13 protein-coding genes are annotated in these 16760 nt (G+C 68.7%); 7 read left to right on the top strand and 6 right to left on the bottom strand.

Features of this window, described 5'->3' with window-relative positions; genetic code table 11:
- Positions 1-73: 73 nt before the first annotated feature.
- Together AU193_RS15860 and AU193_RS15855 are read right to left on the bottom strand one after the other, a co-directional pair.
- On the bottom strand, positions 74-1285 hold the full coding sequence (locus tag AU193_RS15860) for a hypothetical protein (RefSeq protein ID WP_064423331.1): 1212 nt from the start codon (positions 1283-1285) through the stop codon (positions 74-76).
- Between the two features lie 18 nt (positions 1286-1303).
- Complete coding sequence (locus AU193_RS15855; RefSeq protein WP_064423330.1) at positions 1304-2767, bottom strand: DEAD/DEAH box helicase; 1464 nt, start codon at positions 2765-2767, stop codon at positions 1304-1306.
- 240 nt (positions 2768-3007) lie between these two features.
- Here AU193_RS15855 and AU193_RS15850 point away from each other — a divergent pair, with 240 nt between their 5' ends.
- Positions 3008-3703 carry a ferritin-like fold-containing protein gene (locus AU193_RS15850; protein WP_064423329.1) on the top strand — a complete coding sequence of 232 codons (696 nt, stop codon included), beginning with the start codon at positions 3008-3010 and terminating at the stop codon, positions 3701-3703.
- Positions 3704-3719: 16 nt separating this feature from the next.
- Here the strand turns inward: AU193_RS15850 and AU193_RS15845 are convergent, their stop codons facing one another.
- Positions 3720-4475: a hypothetical protein gene (locus AU193_RS15845; protein ID WP_064423328.1), complete on the bottom strand. Its 756-nt coding sequence runs from the start codon at positions 4473-4475 to the stop codon at positions 3720-3722.
- Between the two features lie 232 nt (positions 4476-4707).
- On the opposite strand from AU193_RS15845, the gene AU193_RS15840 reads away from it, so the two are divergent.
- Positions 4708-4953: a DUF3107 domain-containing protein gene (locus tag AU193_RS15840; protein WP_064423327.1), complete on the top strand. Its 246-nt coding sequence runs from the start codon at positions 4708-4710 to the stop codon at positions 4951-4953.
- Here AU193_RS15840 and AU193_RS15835 read toward each other — a convergent pair.
- On the bottom strand, positions 4940-5602 hold the full coding sequence (locus AU193_RS15835) for a TetR/AcrR family transcriptional regulator (protein WP_064423326.1): 663 nt from the start codon (positions 5600-5602) through the stop codon (positions 4940-4942). The genes AU193_RS15840 and AU193_RS15835 overlap by 14 nt on opposite strands.
- Before the next feature lie 185 nt (positions 5603-5787).
- Between AU193_RS15835 and AU193_RS15830 the strand changes: the two genes are divergently transcribed.
- The 3 genes from AU193_RS15830 to AU193_RS15820 all read left to right on the top strand — a co-directional run bounded on the left by AU193_RS15830 (position 5788) and on the right by AU193_RS15820 (position 9078).
- Positions 5788-6816, top strand: a complete 1029-nt coding sequence (locus AU193_RS15830; protein ID WP_064423334.1) for a DUF3152 domain-containing protein — start codon at positions 5788-5790, stop codon at positions 6814-6816.
- Positions 6817-7008: 192 nt separating this feature from the next.
- Positions 7009-8187 (top strand): adenylyltransferase/sulfurtransferase MoeZ, encoded by a 1179-nt coding sequence (gene moeZ, locus AU193_RS15825; RefSeq protein ID WP_064423325.1) that lies wholly within the window; start codon positions 7009-7011, stop codon positions 8185-8187.
- Positions 8188-8223: 36 nt separating this feature from the next.
- Positions 8224-9078 (top strand): TIGR02569 family protein, encoded by an 855-nt coding sequence (locus AU193_RS15820; protein WP_064423333.1) that lies wholly within the window; start codon positions 8224-8226, stop codon positions 9076-9078.
- A gap of 13 nt (positions 9079-9091) precedes the next feature.
- Here AU193_RS15820 and AU193_RS15815 read toward each other — a convergent pair whose 3' ends face one another.
- Both AU193_RS15815 and AU193_RS15810 read right to left on the bottom strand, forming a co-directional pair.
- Positions 9092-9388, bottom strand: coding sequence for an MGMT family protein (locus tag AU193_RS15815; RefSeq protein WP_064423324.1), 297 nt, complete (start codon positions 9386-9388; stop codon positions 9092-9094).
- 2 nt (positions 9389-9390) lie between these two features.
- Complete coding sequence (locus AU193_RS15810; protein WP_064423332.1) at positions 9391-10164, bottom strand: alpha/beta fold hydrolase; 774 nt, start codon at positions 10162-10164, stop codon at positions 9391-9393.
- 62 nt (positions 10165-10226) lie between these two features.
- Between AU193_RS15810 and AU193_RS15805 the strand changes: the two genes are divergently transcribed.
- Complete coding sequence (locus AU193_RS15805) at positions 10227-13373, top strand: ATP-dependent DNA helicase (protein ID WP_064423323.1); 3147 nt, start codon at positions 10227-10229, stop codon at positions 13371-13373.
- Entirely contained in the window at positions 13370-16687 is a 3318-nt protein-coding gene (locus AU193_RS15800; protein WP_064423322.1) for an ATP-dependent DNA helicase, read from the top strand. Before AU193_RS15805 ends, AU193_RS15800 begins: the two co-directional genes overlap by 4 nt.
- Positions 16688-16760: the final 73 nt, after the last annotated feature.

The following is a 16760-nucleotide window of genomic DNA, read 5'->3' as shown; positions in this document are numbered from 1 at the left end:
ACACAATGTCAGCAGCTCGCGGTGACGGCATCACCTACTCTAACAAGAGCGGACGAATTAATGACTCAGGACACTAGCCGAGCGCCACCAGCTCGTCGCCCCGCTGTTCGAGCACCGTCGAGCCCGCCACCGCGGGCACCACCGGCGCCGAGCTGGTCGGTCGTGTCAGCGGGATGTGGCGTTCGCCCTGGCCGGTCGCGGGGTCAAACACGTCGTAGCCCTCCGTGACGGGGACCAGCAACCGCCCCGCCATGATCACCCCCGGCCCCAGCGGCTTGTTCCGGCCCTCGGGCGTGACGGTGTAGCGGTAGTCGAACCCCCTTGCGGAGAACACCATTACGCTGTCGCCGGTCCACCAGGTGATCAAATCGCCCGTTCGCGACATCGTGGCCTGCGGCGACGGCGGCCCGGCCACCCCGGTGCTTGCGATCGTCGCGCCCGTCTCGTCGACGATGTTGACCACCGGCTTGGGCGTTGGCACGTAGACCGCGGTCATCGTGTCGGCCACGGCCACCACCCGCGCACCCGAATTGGCCGCCACGCCCGGTTGCTGGACGTACCTCAGTTCCGGGGTGTCCTCCTCGTCGGAGGGCCGCAGCAGCGTCAGCCGCAGATCGCGCTGCCGCGGGCAGGCCTCGAGCACCGACACCGCGCTCGAACTCGCCTGCGCGGACACCAACCGGCACAGCGGCAGCGTGGGGACATCCGGCTTGATCCGCGCGTCCAGGGCGCCGTAGCTGAGCATCCGGACCATGTCGGAACGCCACAACTCCAGCCGGTTCTCGCCCGCCGAGAGCACCGCGGTGCCGTCCGATGACAGCGTCACCGACGCGTCGGCGTAGGACGAGCGCGCCGAACCGCGCATGCCGGTCTCGGCGTCGATGGTGCTGACTTGACCACATCCGCGGGTGTCGGGATAGACCGCGACCGCGTACTGGTAGACGTAACTGACCCCGCACAGCTCGAGGTCGCGCTGATAACTCCACAGCGCGGCCCCGGTCGCGGGATCGCGGCCCGTTACGGTCCGGCCGTCGCCGGTCACCACTGCGCCGCCGACGACCAGCGGCGACGTGGTGCGCCCGCTGGGTGCGGTCCACACCTGCCGCAGCGACTGCGGAACCGCCTTGGCGGGGGTCAGGTCCGGAACCGGGGCGGCGGCGGGCGTGCTGATCGTCGCGCGCGCATCGCTGGTCCACCACACCAGCCCCGCCGTCACCGCGACCACGACACCAATCGCCAACGCCACCAGCACATCGGTGCGAGTGCGGCGTTCGGGTTTGACCATCGCGTTTCGGGCGCCGGGCTAGCCTGTGCAGGCCGCGGCCTTGCGGGGTCGACGGCGGCGCCTGCGCTTGGCCGGAGCCGTGTCGCCGGCCCCCTCACTCGTGCCGGCGGAATCCTGATCCGACGACGTCGTGGACGCCTCAAGATGCCCGGTGACCGGCTTGCCACCGCGTGTGCGGCGACGCGTGCGGTTGCGGCTGCGCGAGCGGTCCTCCGACTTCTCAGCCGATGCCCGCCTGCTGCTCTGGACCTTCACAGGCTCGCCGACGGTGCCGGTGGAATCGGTGGGGATGCCGAGCTCGCTGTAGAGGTGCGGTGAGCTGGAATACGTCTCGGCGGGATCGGGGCAGCCGAGGTTCAGCGCTTTGTCGATCATCGTCCAGCGCGCCAGCTCGTCCCAGTCGACGAGGGTCACCGCGACGCCGGTCTTGCCGGCGCGCCCGGTGCGCCCGATACGGTGCACGTAGGCCTGCTCGTCCTCGGGGATCTGGTAGTTGATGACGTGGGTGACGTCGTCGATGTCGATGCCGCGTGCGGCGACGTCGGTGGCCACCAGCACGTCGATCTCGCCGGTGCGGAACGCCTTGAGGGCCTTCTCGCGCGCGCCCTGCCCGAGGTCACCGTGCACGGCGCCGACCTTGAACCCCCGCTCGGCGAGTTCGTCGGAGACCTTCTGTGCGGTGCGCTTGGTGCGGGTGAAGATCATCGTCGCGCCGCGACCCTCGGCCTGCAGGATGCGGGCGACCATTTCCACCTTGTCCAGCGCATGGGCGCGGTAAGCGAACTGCTCGGTGGTGTCGTGGGTGGCCGCCGAATGCGGGGCCTCGGCCCGGATGTGGGTCGGCTGGTTCATGAACGTCCTGGCCAACGTGATGATCGGGTCCGGCATGGTCGCCGAGAACAGCATCGACTGCCTGCTGTCGGGGATCTGGCGCAGAATCCGCTCGATATCCGGCAAAAAGCCCAGGTCGAGCATCTCGTCGGCCTCATCGAGCACCAGGACCGACAACCCGCCCAACTTCAGGTGCCCCTGCTGGGCGAGGTCGAGCAGACGCCCCGGCGTGCCGACGACCACGTCGACACCCTTCTCGAGCGCCTCGATCTGTCCTTCGTAAGGCCGCCCACCGTAGATCGACGTGACCGACAGCTTGCGGTCACCGACGGTGAGGTACTTCGCGGCGGTCGCCAGGTCGCCGTACACCTGCAGACACAGTTCGCGGGTGGGCACGACCACCAGCGCCCGCGGAACGCCCGTCAAGGGACGGTCGGAGTCGGTGGTGATCCGCTGGAGCAACGGCACACCGAACGCCAGCGTCTTGCCCATACCGGTACGGGCCTGGCCGATCAGGTCATCGCCGGCCAGTGCCATCGGCATGGTCAGCTCTTGGATGGCGAATGGATGCTGTTTGCCGTCCTCGGCGAGTGCGCGGACTATTTCGTCGCGGACTCCCAGTTCAGCAAAAGTGGGGTTGAGATGCGTCATACGCGAAAACGAGGCCTTTCAATTGTCGTCCTCATGGCTTCCACGCGCGTACGAGTTCGACAAGAGATGGCCTGTGAAGACCAAGGCCCTGCGCTGAGGTAGGCGGGCCGACTGCGTGCACGCACATTTCTTGGGTCGAGGCGGCTTACAAAACGTCTTGGCAACTACCACGCCCGCAGCCATCATACCTGGCCGCGTTCGCTCGACGGTCGACCCGTCGTCGGCGTTTATTGTTGGCCCATGGACACGACGCCTCCGGCACCCGGGCGAACCGACTCGGCGACGTCAGGAGTGTCGGCCGACCATCCCGGCGTCAACGAACTGTTCGCGCTGCTCGCCTACGGCGAGGTGGCGGCGTTCTACCGCCTCACCGACGAAGCGCGCATGGCGCCGAACCTTCGCGGGCGCATCAACATGGCGATCATGGCCGCCGCCGAGATGAACCACTACGAGGTGCTGCGCGACGCGCTCGAGCGCCGCGGAGTGGACGTCGTGCCCGCGATGACGAAATACGCGTCAGCCCTTGAGAATTACCACCGGTTGACCACCCCGAGCACCTGGCTCGAGGCACTGGTCAAGACGTTTGTCGGCGATGCCCTGGCGGCCGACTTCTACCTCGAGATCGCCCACGCCCTGCCCGACGAGGTCGCCGATGTGGTGCGTGCGGTGCTGTCCGAGACCGGCCACTCCCAATTCGTGGTGGCAGAGGTGCGCGCTGCGGTGACCGCCAGCGACAAGCAGCGCCACCGGCTCGCCCTGTGGTCGCGGCGGCTTCTCGGCGAGGCCATCACCCAGGCCCAGTTCGTGCTGGCCGATCACGACGAGCTCGTCGACCTGGTGATGGCCAGTGGCGAAGGACTTACGCAGATGACCGAGTTCTTCGACCGGCTGCAGCGCACACACGCCTCGCGCATGGAGGAGCTGGGCCTCGCGTGACGCGGTCGCCTGACCCCTACTGGGTACAGGTCGCGATCATGGAGTTGTTGTTCTGCGCGGTGATCAGCGTGCCCGAAGCATCGAGGATGCTGCAGTTCAGCTGACCGGCGACGCTGGTCGCGGTGACCGACTTCAGCTCCACGCCCGGATCGAGGACCACCTGCTTGACCCACGGCAACGCGACGTTGACATCAGTGCGCAGCGCACCCTGCCCGTCGGTATAGATCACGGTCACCAGGTCGAGCAGCTGACGGTTACCCGTCACCCGGTAGGTGACCGTGCGCGGTGCCGGCGGCGCGGCCGGAGGGACGGCTGCCTGCGCGGTCGTACTCGGCGCGGGCGGTGGCGTCGTCTCGGCGCTCGGGGTGACCGTCGTGACGGTCTCCGGCGGCAGCGAGGGGGCGACGGGCGCAGCCGTCGACGCGCGCGGCGCGGTGGTGGCCGGGGCGCTCGACGGCGCGGGTGCCTCGGATGTCGTGGTGGCCGACACCGAACCGCTGTCGCCGCCGCCGAGGATGATGCCGGTGGTGCCGATCGCGATGAACAGGATCAGCCCGGCGATGCCGGCGACCCACATCCAGCGCCGGTCGATGCTCTCCTCGTCGTATTGCTGCTCGTAGTCGTCGTAGTCCTCGAATTCCGGCGAACCGGGGTACTCGTAGTCGAGGTCCTCGGCTGGGGCCTCGGGATAGTCGGCGTAGCCGGCGTAGCTGGGGATCCGCTCCGTCGGGGCCAGCGAATACGGTGAGTGCGCGGTATAAGGCCTGTTCATGTGGGCTTTCCCGGTTGGTCTCGAGCGTAGAAGAGGTAGTCGCGCCTGATGCTATCGAGGCAGAAGTGACAGATGAGGTTCACCGGCTGGTGTGTTGGTTACGGTCCGGACTCGGTTCGGTCGCCGTTGGTCTCGGCGCTTCGCTGAGCGCGGTCTCACCGGCCCGGTGTGGCAGCCAGGTCGTCCACTAGCCTTGGCTCAAGTTCTTCGTAAAACGAAAGGGGCCCACGGCGTGGAGGTCAAGATCGGTGTCACGGACAGCCCGCGCGAGCTGAGCTTCAACAGCGCGCAGACACCAAGCGAGGTGGAGCAGTTGTTCACCGAGGCGCTGGCCAAGGATTCGGGTGTGCTGGCATTGACCGACGAGAAGGGCCGGCGCTTCCTCGTGCAGACGTCAAAGATCGCGTATGTGGAGATCGGCGCGGCCGATGTCCGGCGCGTCGGCTTCGGCGTCGGAATCGGGACTAAGACCGGGTAAGCGGGACGTGTGACAGCCCGCCCCAGGCGAACTGCACGGTGCCCTCGACCGCGTCGTCCTTGGAGATCGGACGCTCGTTGTTGAGCCAGTAGCGCGCGGAGTCGACGCTGATGGCGACCAGGCCGACGGCGATCATTCGGGCCCGATGCGCTTCCAGCCCGGAATCGCGGCTGATCAAGTCGAAAACCGCGTCGGTGCAGGCCTCGGTTGCCACCTTCACCTGCGCGGCGACCTGCGGTTCGTTGACATAGTCGTTCTCGAAGATCAAGCGGTAACCCTGACCGTCGTGCTCGATGAAGTCGAAGAACGCCTGGACCGCGGCGCGTAACCGCTGCCGGTTGTCGGTGGTGGTCCGCAGCGCCTGACGCACACCGGAGACGAGGTTCTCCACATGCCTGGCCAGCACCGCCAGGTAAAGCTCCAACTTGGACGAGAAATGTTGGTACAGAACGGGTTTGCTGACTCCCGCGCGTTCGGCGATCTCGTCCATGCCCGCCGCATGGTAACCGCGATCGACGAAAACCTCGCTGGCAGCGACCAGTAGCTGCCCCCGGCGCTCGTCGCGCGGTAATCTGCCGCCGCGCCGGTTCAACACTCCGCCGCCCGGCTGGGCGCCTCCCCTCGCGGCGGTGTTGGCGAGATCGCTCATCACATCCTTCGTCTGGTGTCATCGAGCACTGGTTATCGCAATGACCTTACTACCGTTGACAAAGCATGCAGGTGAGGCGCGGATCACAGCGCATGGGGCGGTCGGTGGCGCGCCGGAAGTACGAGGACGACGGGCTGTGTCATCCTGTTGCGGTGACCTACGACTCCCGTACGCGAGGAGGACAGATGGGTCCCGAACACGGCGGGGGTGTTCGCGTGCCCGCGCTGCGCAACGAATGGCGCGAGCCGTTGCGCGCCCAGCGCGATCCCCTCGCGGAGAGCTCGGGACGGGCGAGGTCCAATCGCGACGAGCACCGCGCCTTCCGCAAGCAGTCGTGGCTCGGTCGCTTCGTCTCCACCTACGGCTGGCGGGCCTACGCGTTACCCGTCCTCGTCGTGTTGACCGCGGTCGTGGTCTACCAGACCATCACCGGCACCAGCGCTTCGGCGCCCAAGCAAGCAGAGGGCCCGGTTCAAGGACCGCCGACCATCGGGGTGGCCAGCACGGCGATCATCGGTGCGCCGCCCAAGGGTTTGACACAGTTCGACGCGAACCTGCCGACCGGAATCCTGCCCCAAGGAGGGCCGTTCACCGAGGCAGGCGCCAAGACATGGCGCATCGTGCCGGGGGCCACCTCGCAGGTCGGCCAGGGCACCGCGAAGGTGTTCACCTACACCGTCGAGGTCGAAGACGGCATCGACACGACGACGTTCGGCGGGGACGAGGCATTCGCCCGCATGGTCACCGAGACGCTGGCCAACCCCAAGAGCTGGACACACAATCCGCAGTTCGGATTCACCCGCATCGACGCGACGTCAGGAATCGCACCGGACTTCCGGGTGTCGCTGAGCACGCCGATGACCGTGCGGGAGGGCTGCGGCTACGACATTCCGCTCGAGGCGTCGTGCTACAACCCGGCCTACCGCGGCGCGGAACCGCGCGTGTTCATCAACGAGGCCCGCTGGGTGCGCGGTGCGGTGCCGTTCCAGGGCGACGTCGGCTCCTATCGGCAGTACCTGATCAACCATGAGGTCGGCCACGCGATCGGTTACCAACGGCACGAGCCGTGCGGGGGCGACGATCAACTGGCGCCCGTCATGATGCAGCAGACCTTCTCGACCAACAACAACGACGCGGCCCGTTTCGACCCGCACTCGGTCCATCCGGACAACCACACCTGCAAACCCAACCCCTGGCCATACCCGATCGCCTGAGTTCCTTCCCTAGTTCCGCGAGCGGCCGTGTTTGTGCGGCAACACGCCGTGCCGGGACGTACGACAGCGGTCGCTCGTACACGCTGACCGACCACCGAGCGTGCGGGAAGTGATGGCCGCTCGTTGCTGTTGAATGTCGTAACTGCTGTGATGGTCATAGACGTTGAATCAGGTGGATCAAGGAGAAACACGGTGTCGACACCGTTGCCGCCGCTGGTAGAACCGGCGGCTGAACTCACCCGCGAGGAAGTGGCGCGCTACAGCCGTCACCTCATCATTCCCGACCTCGGACTGGACGGGCAGAAGCGGCTGAAGAACGCCCGGGTCCTGGTGATCGGCGCCGGCGGGCTGGGTTCGCCGACGCTGTTGTATCTCGCCGCCGCCGGGGTCGGCACCATCGGGATCGTCGAGTTCGACGTGGTCGACGAGTCGAACCTGCAGCGCCAGATCATCCACGGCCAGTCCGACATCGGCCGACCGAAGGCCGAGAGCGCGCGTGATTCGATTCTCGACATCAACCCGCTGGTCGACGTGCGGCTGCATCAGTTCCGGCTCGAACCCGACAACGCGGTGGAACTGTTCGAGCAGTACGACCTGATCCTGGACGGCACCGACAACTTCGCCACGCGCTACCTCGTCAACGACGCCGCTGTGCTGGCCCACAAGCCCTACGTGTGGGGGTCGATCTACCGGTTCGAGGGCCAGATCTCGGTCTTCTGGGAGGACGCCCCCAACGGTCTGGGGCTGAACTACCGCGACCTGTATCCCGAGCCGCCACCCCCCGGAATGGTGCCGTCGTGCGCAGAGGGCGGGGTGCTCGGCATCCTGTGCGCGTCGGTGGCGTCGGTGATGGGCACCGAGGCCATCAAGCTGATCACCGGCATCGGCGAAACGCTGCTGGGCCGCCTGATGGTTTACGACGCACTCGACATGACCTACCGCACGATCAAGATTCGCAAGGACCCGTCGACCCCGAAGATCACCGAGCTGATCGACTACGAGGAGTTCTGCGGAGTCGTGTCCGACGCCGCCTCCGAAGCCGCGGCCGGCTCGACCGTCACCCCTCGCGAACTCAAGGAGCTGCTCGATTCCGGCAAGCCGCTGGCGCTGATCGACGTGCGCGAACAGGTCGAGTGGGACATCAACCGCATTGAGGGCGCCGAGCTGATTCCCAAGGGAGCCTTCGAATCCGGTGAGGCGCTGGCCAAGTTGCCGACCGACCGGACACCGGTGTTCTACTGCAAAACCGGTGTGCGCTCTGCCGAGGTGTTGGCGATCGCGAAGAAGGCCGGGTTCTCCGACGCGATGCATGTGCAGGGCGGCATCGTCGCCTGGGGTAAACAACTCGAACCCGACATGGTCATGTACTAACGGCTGGTTTGCCGGAACTCCGCTTACGCTGAGGTGGTGACTGTCGAACGGCCACCCGATCATGTGCTGGCCGCGTTCGGCCTGACCGGTGTTGCGCCCGTTCTGCTCGGGCCGGGCTGGGAGGGCGGCTGGCGCTGCGGCGAGGTGGTGGTGTCGATGGTCGCGGACCACGCCCGCGCCGCCTGGTCGGCCAAGGTCCGTGAGACGTTGTTCGTCGACGGGGTGCGCCTGGCGCGTCCGGTGCGGTCGACCGACGGGCGGTATGTGGTCGCGGGCTGGCGCGCGGACACCTTCGTCGCAGGAACTCCCGAACCCCGCCACGACGAGGTGGTCTCGGCCGCGGTGCGATTGCACGAGGCGACGGCCAAACTCGAACGCCCGAGGTTTCTGACGCAGCCACCGGTGGCGCCGTGGGCCGATGTCGACGTGTTCATCGCTGCCGACCGCGCCGCCTGGGAGGAACGGCCGCTGCACTCGTTGCCGCCGGGAGCCAAGGTGTCGCCCGGGTCAGCCGACGGGCAACGCTCGATCGAGTTGCTCAATCAGCTTGCCGCCCTGCGTAAGCCGACGAAGAACCCGAGTCAGCTGGTACACGGCGACCTCTACGGCACAGTGCTTTTCGCGGGTACCGCCGCACCCGGGATCACCGACATCATCCCGTACTGGCGGCCGGCGTCGTGGGCGGCCGGTGTCGCCGTGGTCGACGCCCTGTCCTGGGGCGAGGCCGACGACGGGCTCATCGAACGCTGGAGTCCGCTGCCTGAGTGGTCTCAGATGTTGTTGCGCGCGTTGATGTTTCGCATCGCGGTGCACGCCCTTCACCCGCGGTCGACGGCGGCCGCGTTCCCCGGCTTGGCGCGGACGGCGGCGCTGGTCCGGCTCGTGCTCTGACGTCGACGCTCGCTTAGAACTGGTGTCGCACTTCGGCGAGCCGGATCCGGCCGTCGTGTGCGAGAACGCATTCGGCGCGGAGCCGCTCCAGTTGACGCGTCACCAGGTGCGCAGCCGGCTTCCCCGACGCGGTGACGACTCGATGCCACGGCAGGTCCGATGAATCGGTGCGCATGATCCAGCCGACGATGCGGGCGCTGGAAAGCCCTGCGGCAACGGCGATGTCGCCGTACGTCGACACCCGACCGGGCGGGATCGAGGCGACCAACGCGCGCACGGCCTCGACCTGCTCGTCGGTGACCGGCGCCATGGTCAGGACTCGAGCTGCTTGCGGAGCAACGCCGCCGTCTCGGCGGGTTTGGCCTGCGCGACCATGTGGTTGCAATCCCATTCCAGCAGTGTGAAATTCGCTCCGAGATGCTTGGCGAGGGCCGTGACGATCTCGTCGGTGGCATACGGCGGCTTCGTGCGGGCGGCCCGCACGAGCGTCGTGGGAGTATCCGGGGGCGGCAGGGTGACCGGGCGGGCGAGCTCGCTCCAGTACGACATCATCGCCGGGATACTGATCCGCCAGCCGACCCGTCCGGAAGGCAGATCGATCAGGTGCTCGTCGAGCTCGCGGTCCAGCTCGGCCGAGTCGACCTCACCCCACGACCCGTTCGATTTCTCGGCGCGCGCCTCGGCCCGGTCGGTGTAATCGGGGGAGGCCAACATGTCGTCGGCGATCTGTCGCATCCAGTCGCCGTCCAGGCCGACGGCCGGGTCCAGCAGCACGATCCGCGACACCAGGTTGGGCCGGGTGGCAGCCAGATTCAATGCCACCGCAGCGCCGAAGGAGTGGCCGACGACAACCGCGGGAGTTTCGATCAGCGCGGCCAGCGCCGCGACGTTCGAGTCGATCGACCACGGTGCCGACCACGACGAGCGGCCGTGTCCGATGAGGTCCGGTGCGACGATCGGGTACTCGGGCAGGTGGCGTGTCGCCAGGGTCTGCCACCGCTGACCGTGCCCGGTCAGGCCGTGGATCGCCAGCACCTGTGCCGGCCTGGCAGGCCCGTAGCGGTGAACGTGCAGGAGTTCGGTCACGACTGTGATGCTGCCAGCCTCGGGTGACGGCACTTGTCGGACCCCCGTGGTGTCATGCCCACATGTCCGCACCGCACACCGATCTCACGCCGAGCGCGCTCACCGACCCCGGCACGCGTGGCGTTTTCCGTGTGATCGGAGGGCCCGGCACCGGTAAGAGCTCGTTGCTGATCCAGACCGCGGTCGCGCACATCGCCGCCGGCATGGATCCGGAATCCGTTCTGCTGCTGACCGGTTCGGCCCGGCTCGGCGCGCAGGCGCGGGCCCGGATCACCTCGACGCTGTTACAGGCCGGCACCCGCGCGGTCGTGCGCGAACCGCTGGTGCGCACCGTGCATTCGTATGCGTTCGCGGTACTGCGCTTGGCTGCCCAACGCAACGGCGATCCGCCGCCGCGGTTGATCACCAGTGCCGAACAGGACGGGATCATCCGGGAACTGCTCGCCGGCGACCTCGAGGACGGCGACCGCGCGGCGACAGTGTGGCCGCACCATCTGCGGCCGGCGTTGAGTACGGTCGGCTTCGCCAACGAGCTTCGAGACCTGCTGGCCCGGTGCGCCGAACGCGGTGTCGATCCCCTTGACTTGCAACGCATCGGGCGGCGCTCGGGTAGGACGGAGTGGCTGGCGGCCGGCCAGTTCGCCCAGGCGTACGAGCAGATCATGCTGTTGCGCTCGGCCGTCGGAATGGCGGCACCGCAAGCCACGATCCCCGCACTGGGGGCGGCCGAACTGGTGGGCGCGGCGCTGGAGGCGTTGGCCACCGACGGTGAGCTGCTGGCCTCCGAACGCGGTCGCGTCAAACTCCTCCTCGTCGACGACGCACAGCAGCTCGATCCGCAGGCCGCGCTGCTGGTCCGGGTACTGGCTCAGGGTGCCGAAACCGCCGTGTTCGCAGGTGATCCCAACCAGGCGGTCTTCGGTTACCGCGGGGCCGACCCGGCACTGCTGCGCGGCGATGAGCCGGCGATCGTGCTGACCGAGTCGCACCGCTGCGCACCAGCGATCGCCGAGGCCATCACCGAGGTCGCGCGACGGCTGCCCGGCGTCGAACAAGGCTGGGTGCTGACCGGAGCACCCGGGCCCGCGGGCACCCTGGCCGTGCGCATCGCCGCCTCGCCGCACGCGGAGGCGGCGATGATCACCGACGCTTTGCGGCGGGCGAACCTCGTCGACGGTGTGCCGTGGTCCCAGATGGCGGTCATCGTGCGGTCGGTGCCCCGGCTCGGCGCGGCGCTGGCCCGCACCCTGGCCGCGGCCGGAGTCCCCGTGGACACGCCATCGCCTGCGACGCCCCTCGGCAACCAGCCCGCCGTGCAAACCCTGCTCACCGTGCTGGCGGCAACATCGCAAGGACTCGACGCCGACCAGGCCTCGGCTTTGGTGACCGGACCCATCGGCCGTATCGATCCGGTGTCGCTGCGTCAACTTCGGCGCGCGCTGCGGCGGATCGACGGGTCACAACCGCCGCGTGATTTCGGCGATCTGCTGGTCGAGGCGTTGGAACACCGGGTCGACGGGTTGCCGGAAAGCCTGGGTCGGCCCTTGGATCGGGTACGCAAGGTGTTGGCCGCCGCCCGTCGCAGCGACCAGACGGGGGCCGATCCGCGCTACACACTGTGGCAGGCCTGGCAGCGCTCCGGGCTGCAACGGCGCTGGCTGGCCGCCAGCGAACGCGGCGGCGTATCCGGCGGGCAGGCCGACCGGGACCTCGACGCCGTCACCGCGCTCTTCGACGTCGCCGAGCAGTACGTGAACCGCACCGCCGGCGCCACCCTGCGCGGGCTGATCGATCATGTCGCGGGCCTCGGGTTGCCGGCCCGTGCCGAGCGCGGCGACGCCGAAGCGGTCACCGTGCTCAGCGCCCACGCCGCGATGGGCCGCGAGTGGGATTTCGTCGTCATCGCAGGAGTGCAGGAAGGCTTGTGGCCCAACACCATTCCGCGTGGCGGCGTATTGGCCACCCAGCAGCTCGTCGACCTGCTCGACGGTGTCACCGAAGGCAGGGAGAGCGTGTCGACCCGGGCACCGCTGTTGGCCGAGGAACGCCGGTTGCTCATCGCCGCGATGGGCCGTGCCCGCAGCCGCCTGTTGGTGACGGCGGTCGACAGTGACGGGGGACACCGCCCGCTTGCGGGGGACGGTGACGAGTCGCTGCTTCCCTCGGCGTTCTGCTACGAGTTGAGCGCCCGGTCCGACGGTCGCGACTCCGACATCGCCGAGCCGGTCAGCGCGCCACGCATGCTGGCCCCCGCGGCACTGGTGGGCCGATTGCGTGCCGTGGTGTGCGCCCCCGACGGCGGAGTCGATGACGCCGCACGCGCTTGCGCGGCAACGCTATTGGCACGGCTGGCCGCGGCCGGTGTCCAAGGCGCCGACCCGGCACAGTGGCAGTCGATGACTCCGCTGTCCAGCGAGGAGCCGCTGTGGAGCGGCGACAGCCACACCGTGACGCTCTCGCCGTCGACTCTGCAGACGCTCACCGACTGTCCGTTGCGGTGGCTGCTGGAGCGCCACGGCGGTGCCGACGGTCGCGATGTGCGCTCGGCGGTCGGCTCGCTGGTGCACGCTCTCGTCGCCGACGCCGGACGCAGCGAGAGCCAGATGGTCGACGAGCTCGAGAAGATCTGGCCCAAGCTGCCGTTCGAGTCGCGATGGTATGCCGACAACGAACTCGGCCGGCATCGCGCGATGTTGGCGACGTTCGCGCAGTGGCATGCGCAGACGCGCGGCCAGCTCACCGAGGTGGACACCGAGATCGGAATCGACGGTCTCGTGTTCGACGGGGCCGACGGCGGCCCCGACGTCCGCGTGCGTGGACGTGTCGATCGGCTCGAGCGCGACAGTGAGGGGCGACTCGTCGTGGTCGACCTCAAGACCGGCAAGAGCCCGGTCACCAAGGACGACGCGCAGAACCACGCCCAGTTGGCGATGTATCAACTGGCCATCGCGGAAGGGCTGCTCGGACAAGGGGAATCACCGGGTGGTGGTCGATTGGTCTACCTCGGTAGGGCCTGCGCGTCGGGTCCAACCGAGCGTGCACAGGACGCCCTGACGCCCCAGAAGCACGGCGAGTGGCGCGATACCGTGCGCGCGGCGGCGGTGGCCACCCAGGGCCCGGAGTTCGTCGCGCGGATCAACGACGGATGCGGCCACTGCCCCGTGCGGGCGATGTGTCCCGCCCAAGCCGTGGCCGGAGGCCAGCCATGACCCCGCGCTACAGTCCGCACGAACTCGCCGCGGCCCTCGGCCTTTTCGCGCCGACCGAGGAGCAGGCCGCAGTGATCGCGGCACCTCCGGGGCCGCTCGTGGTCATCGCCGGCGCCGGCGCGGGCAAGACCGAGACGATGGCCGCGCGGGTGGTGTGGCTGGTCGCCAACGGGTTCGCCCACCCCGGTGAGGTTCTCGGCCTGACCTTCACCCGCAAGGCCGCCGGGCAGCTGCTGCGCCGGGTCCGCACCCGGCTCGCCCGCCTCGCCGGTGCCGGTCTGTCACCCGCGAGCGGGAGATTCCCCCATGACGGCGACGCCATCACCGACGAGTCACCGACCGTCAGCACCTATCACGCATTCGCCGGCAACCTGTTGCGCGAGCACGGGCTGCTGCTGCCGGTGGAGCCGGAGACCCGGCTGCTGAGCGAGACCGAGCTGTGGCAGTTGGCCTTCCGCGTCGTGTGCGAGCATCCGCAACTGCACACCGAGAAGACACCGGCAGCGGTGACGTGGATGGTGCTGCGGCTGGCGGGCCAGCTCGCCGAGCACCTCGTCGACACCGACCAGTTGCGCGACACACACGTCGAGCTGGAGCGGCTGGTGCACACGCTGCCCGCCGGTCCGTACCAGCGGGACCGGGGTCCCAGCCAGTGGCTGCTGCGGCTGCTGGCGATCCAAACCGAGCGCACGGAGTTGGTCCCGCTGATCGATGCGTTGCACGAGCGGATGCGGGCCGAGAAGGTCATGGACTTCGGCATGCAGATGGCGTCGGCCGCCAAGCTGGCCGAGAACTTCCCGCATGTCGGTGAGCAACTGCGTCGACGGTACCGGGTGGTGTTGCTCGACGAGTACCAGGACACCGGGCATGCGCAGCGGGTCGCCTTGTCGTCGTTGTTCGGTGGTGGGGCCGACGACAACCTCGCGCTGACCGCTGTGGGCGACCCCATTCAGTCGATCTACGGGTGGCGCGGCGCGTCGGCCACCAACCTGCCGCGCTTCACCACCGACTTTCCCCGTTCGGACGGCACGCCGGCGCCCGCCTTGGAGCTGCGCACGAGCTGGCGCAATCCGCCCCGCGCGCTGTATCTGGCCAACGCGGTGTCGGCACAGGCGCGGCGTCGTTCGGTGGCGGTGCGCTCACTGTTGCCCAGGCCGGGCGCCCCGGCGGGCACCATCCGTTGTGCGCTGTTGAACGACGTTGCCGCCGAACGTGAGTGGCTCGCCGGCCACATCGCAGACATCTATGAGCGGTCGCGCGAGGACGGCGTGTCGGCGCCGACAACGGCCGTGCTGGTGCGCCGTAACGCCGACGCCGCGCCGATGGCCGAAGCGCTCACGGCCCGCGGCGTGCCGGTCGAAGTCGTCGGGCTCGGCGGCCTTCTCGGTGTGCCGGAGGTCGCTGATGTGGTGGCGATGTTGCGGATGATGGCCGATCCGACCGCGGGCAGCGCGGCCATGCGGGTGCTCACCGGCCCACGCTGGCGATTGAGCGGCCGCGACATCACCGCCCTGTGGCGGCGCGCGGTGCAACTCGACGACACCGGGCGAAGCGACGCCCCCGACGAGGCCGCCGATCGCATCGCCGCCCAGGCGGCCCCCGACGCGGACACCGCTTGCCTCGCCGAAGCGGTCACCGATCCCGGTGTGCCCGAGGCATATTCGCCGACGGGATACGCACGGATCGTCGCGCTGGGCCGCGAGTTGACCGCGTTGCGGGCGCATTTGTCGCACCCGCTTCCCGAACTCGTCGCCGAGGTGCGCCGGGTGCTGAACATCGACACCGAGGTACGCGCGCGCCGCCCCGTCTCGGCCGGCTGGTCGGGCACCGAACATCTCGACGCGTTCGCCGATGTGGTGGCGGACTTCGCCGCCCGCCCGGGCGGCAGTGTCGCCGGCCGCCCGGGCGGTACTGTCACCGGCCTGCTGGCCTACCTCGACGCCGCCGAGGAGGTGGAGAACGGCCTGCCGCGCGCCGCAGGGGCACCTCCCCCGCGAAGCGAAGGGGGAACCGCCGTGGCGGCCGACCGGGTTCAGATCCTGACCATCCACGCGGCGAAGGGCCTCGAATGGCAGGTCGTCGCCGTTCCGCACCTCAGCGGCCGCGTGTTTCCCTCGACCGGCACCGCCCGCACCTGGCTGACCGACGCGGGGGACCTGCCTCCACTGTTGCGCGGCGACCGGGCCACACTGTCCGAGCACGGCGTCCCGGTACTCGACACCAGCGACGTCAACGACCGCAAGCGGCTCTCCGACGTGATCGCCGAACACAAGAGGAACCTCGAGCAGCGCCGCATCGACGAGGAACGCCGCTTGCTCTACGTGGCGCTCACCCGCGCCGAGGACACCCTGCTGTTGTCCGGACACCATTGGGGAGCGTCCGAGAGCAAGGCGCGCGGCCCGTCGGATTTCCTGTGTGAGCTCAAAGAGATCATCGACAAATCCGCCGAGGCGGGCGAGCCTTGCGGTGTCGTCGAGCATTGGGCGCCCGCACCGGCCGACGGTGAGCCGAACCCATTGCGAGACAGGGTGATCGAAGCTGTCTGGCCCGCCGATCCGGCGGGTTCCGCCCGCAGCGATGTGGCTCGCGGGGCGACTCTTGTGGCCGAGGCGATGTCAGGGGCTCATGACGACCGACCCATCGACTCGGGAGAGGGGTGGGCGGCCGACGTCGACGCGCTCATCGCCGAACGCACCCGGGTCGTCGAACGGCCGCCCTCGACGCTACCGCTACAGGTCTCGGTGAGCACGCTGGTCGAGCTCGGTAAGGACCCCGAGGCCGCCTCGCAGCGGCTACGCCGCAAACTGCCGACACGTCCGGATCCACATGCGTTGCTGGGCACGGCGTTTCACGATTGGGTGCAGCGCTTCTACCACGCTGAGCGGTTGTTCGACCTCGACGACCTGCCGGGTGCGGTCGATCACGACGCCGCCGTGGCCGAGGAACTCGCCGAGTTGCAGGCGGCCTTCGCGGTGTCGCCGTGGGCGGCGCGGACCCCGGTCGACGTCGAGGTGCCGTTCGACATGGTGATCGGCGACCGGGTGGTCCGGGGACGCATCGATGCCGTGTTCGCCGACGACGACGGCGGCGCCACCGTGGTGGACTGGAAGACAGGGGAGCCGCCGAACACCCCAGAAGCTCTGACCCACAACGCGATTCAGCTCGCGGTGTACCGGGTGGCGTGGGCGGCACTGCACGGATGCCCCGTCGAGTCGGTGCGCGCGGCGTTTCACTACGTGCGCAGCGGCGTCACCGTCACCCCCGAGACGCTGCCCGACCTCGACGACCTGGCCGGTTTGCTGGCGGCGGCCTAGTGTCCTGAGTCATTAATTCGTCCGCTCTTGTTAGAGTAGGTGATGCCGTCACCGCGAGCTGCTGACATTGTGT

This window comes from Mycobacterium sp. GA-1285 (assembly GCF_001499905.1).
GTDB lineage: Bacteria > Actinomycetota > Actinomycetes > Mycobacteriales > Mycobacteriaceae > Mycobacterium.
Note: the sequence above shows the minus strand (reverse complement) of the source record. Positions and strands in the feature narration are given on the sequence as shown.

Excerpts from the sequence above, each read along its gene's own strand:
- AU193_RS15800 (WP_064423322.1), top strand. The coding sequence starts at position 13,370 with ATGACCCCGCGCTACAGTCCGCACGAACTCGCCGCGGCCCTCGGCCTT.
- AU193_RS15805 (WP_064423323.1), top strand. The coding sequence starts at position 10,227 with ATGTCCGCACCGCACACCGATCTCACGCCGAGCGCGCTCACCGACCCC.
- AU193_RS15835 (WP_064423326.1), bottom strand. The coding sequence starts at position 5,602 with ATGAGCGATCTCGCCAACACCGCCGCGAGGGGAGGCGCCCAGCCGGGC.
- AU193_RS15845 (WP_064423328.1), bottom strand. The coding sequence starts at position 4,475 with ATGAACAGGCCTTATACCGCGCACTCACCGTATTCGCTGGCCCCGACG.
- AU193_RS15860 (WP_064423331.1), bottom strand. The coding sequence starts at position 1,285 with ATGGTCAAACCCGAACGCCGCACTCGCACCGATGTGCTGGTGGCGTTG.
- AU193_RS15850 (WP_064423329.1), top strand. The coding sequence starts at position 3,008 with ATGGACACGACGCCTCCGGCACCCGGGCGAACCGACTCGGCGACGTCA.
- AU193_RS15855 (WP_064423330.1), bottom strand. The coding sequence starts at position 2,767 with ATGACGCATCTCAACCCCACTTTTGCTGAACTGGGAGTCCGCGACGAA.
- AU193_RS15815 (WP_064423324.1), bottom strand. The coding sequence starts at position 9,388 with ATGGCGCCGGTCACCGACGAGCAGGTCGAGGCCGTGCGCGCGTTGGTC.
- AU193_RS15830 (WP_064423334.1), top strand. The coding sequence starts at position 5,788 with ATGGGTCCCGAACACGGCGGGGGTGTTCGCGTGCCCGCGCTGCGCAAC.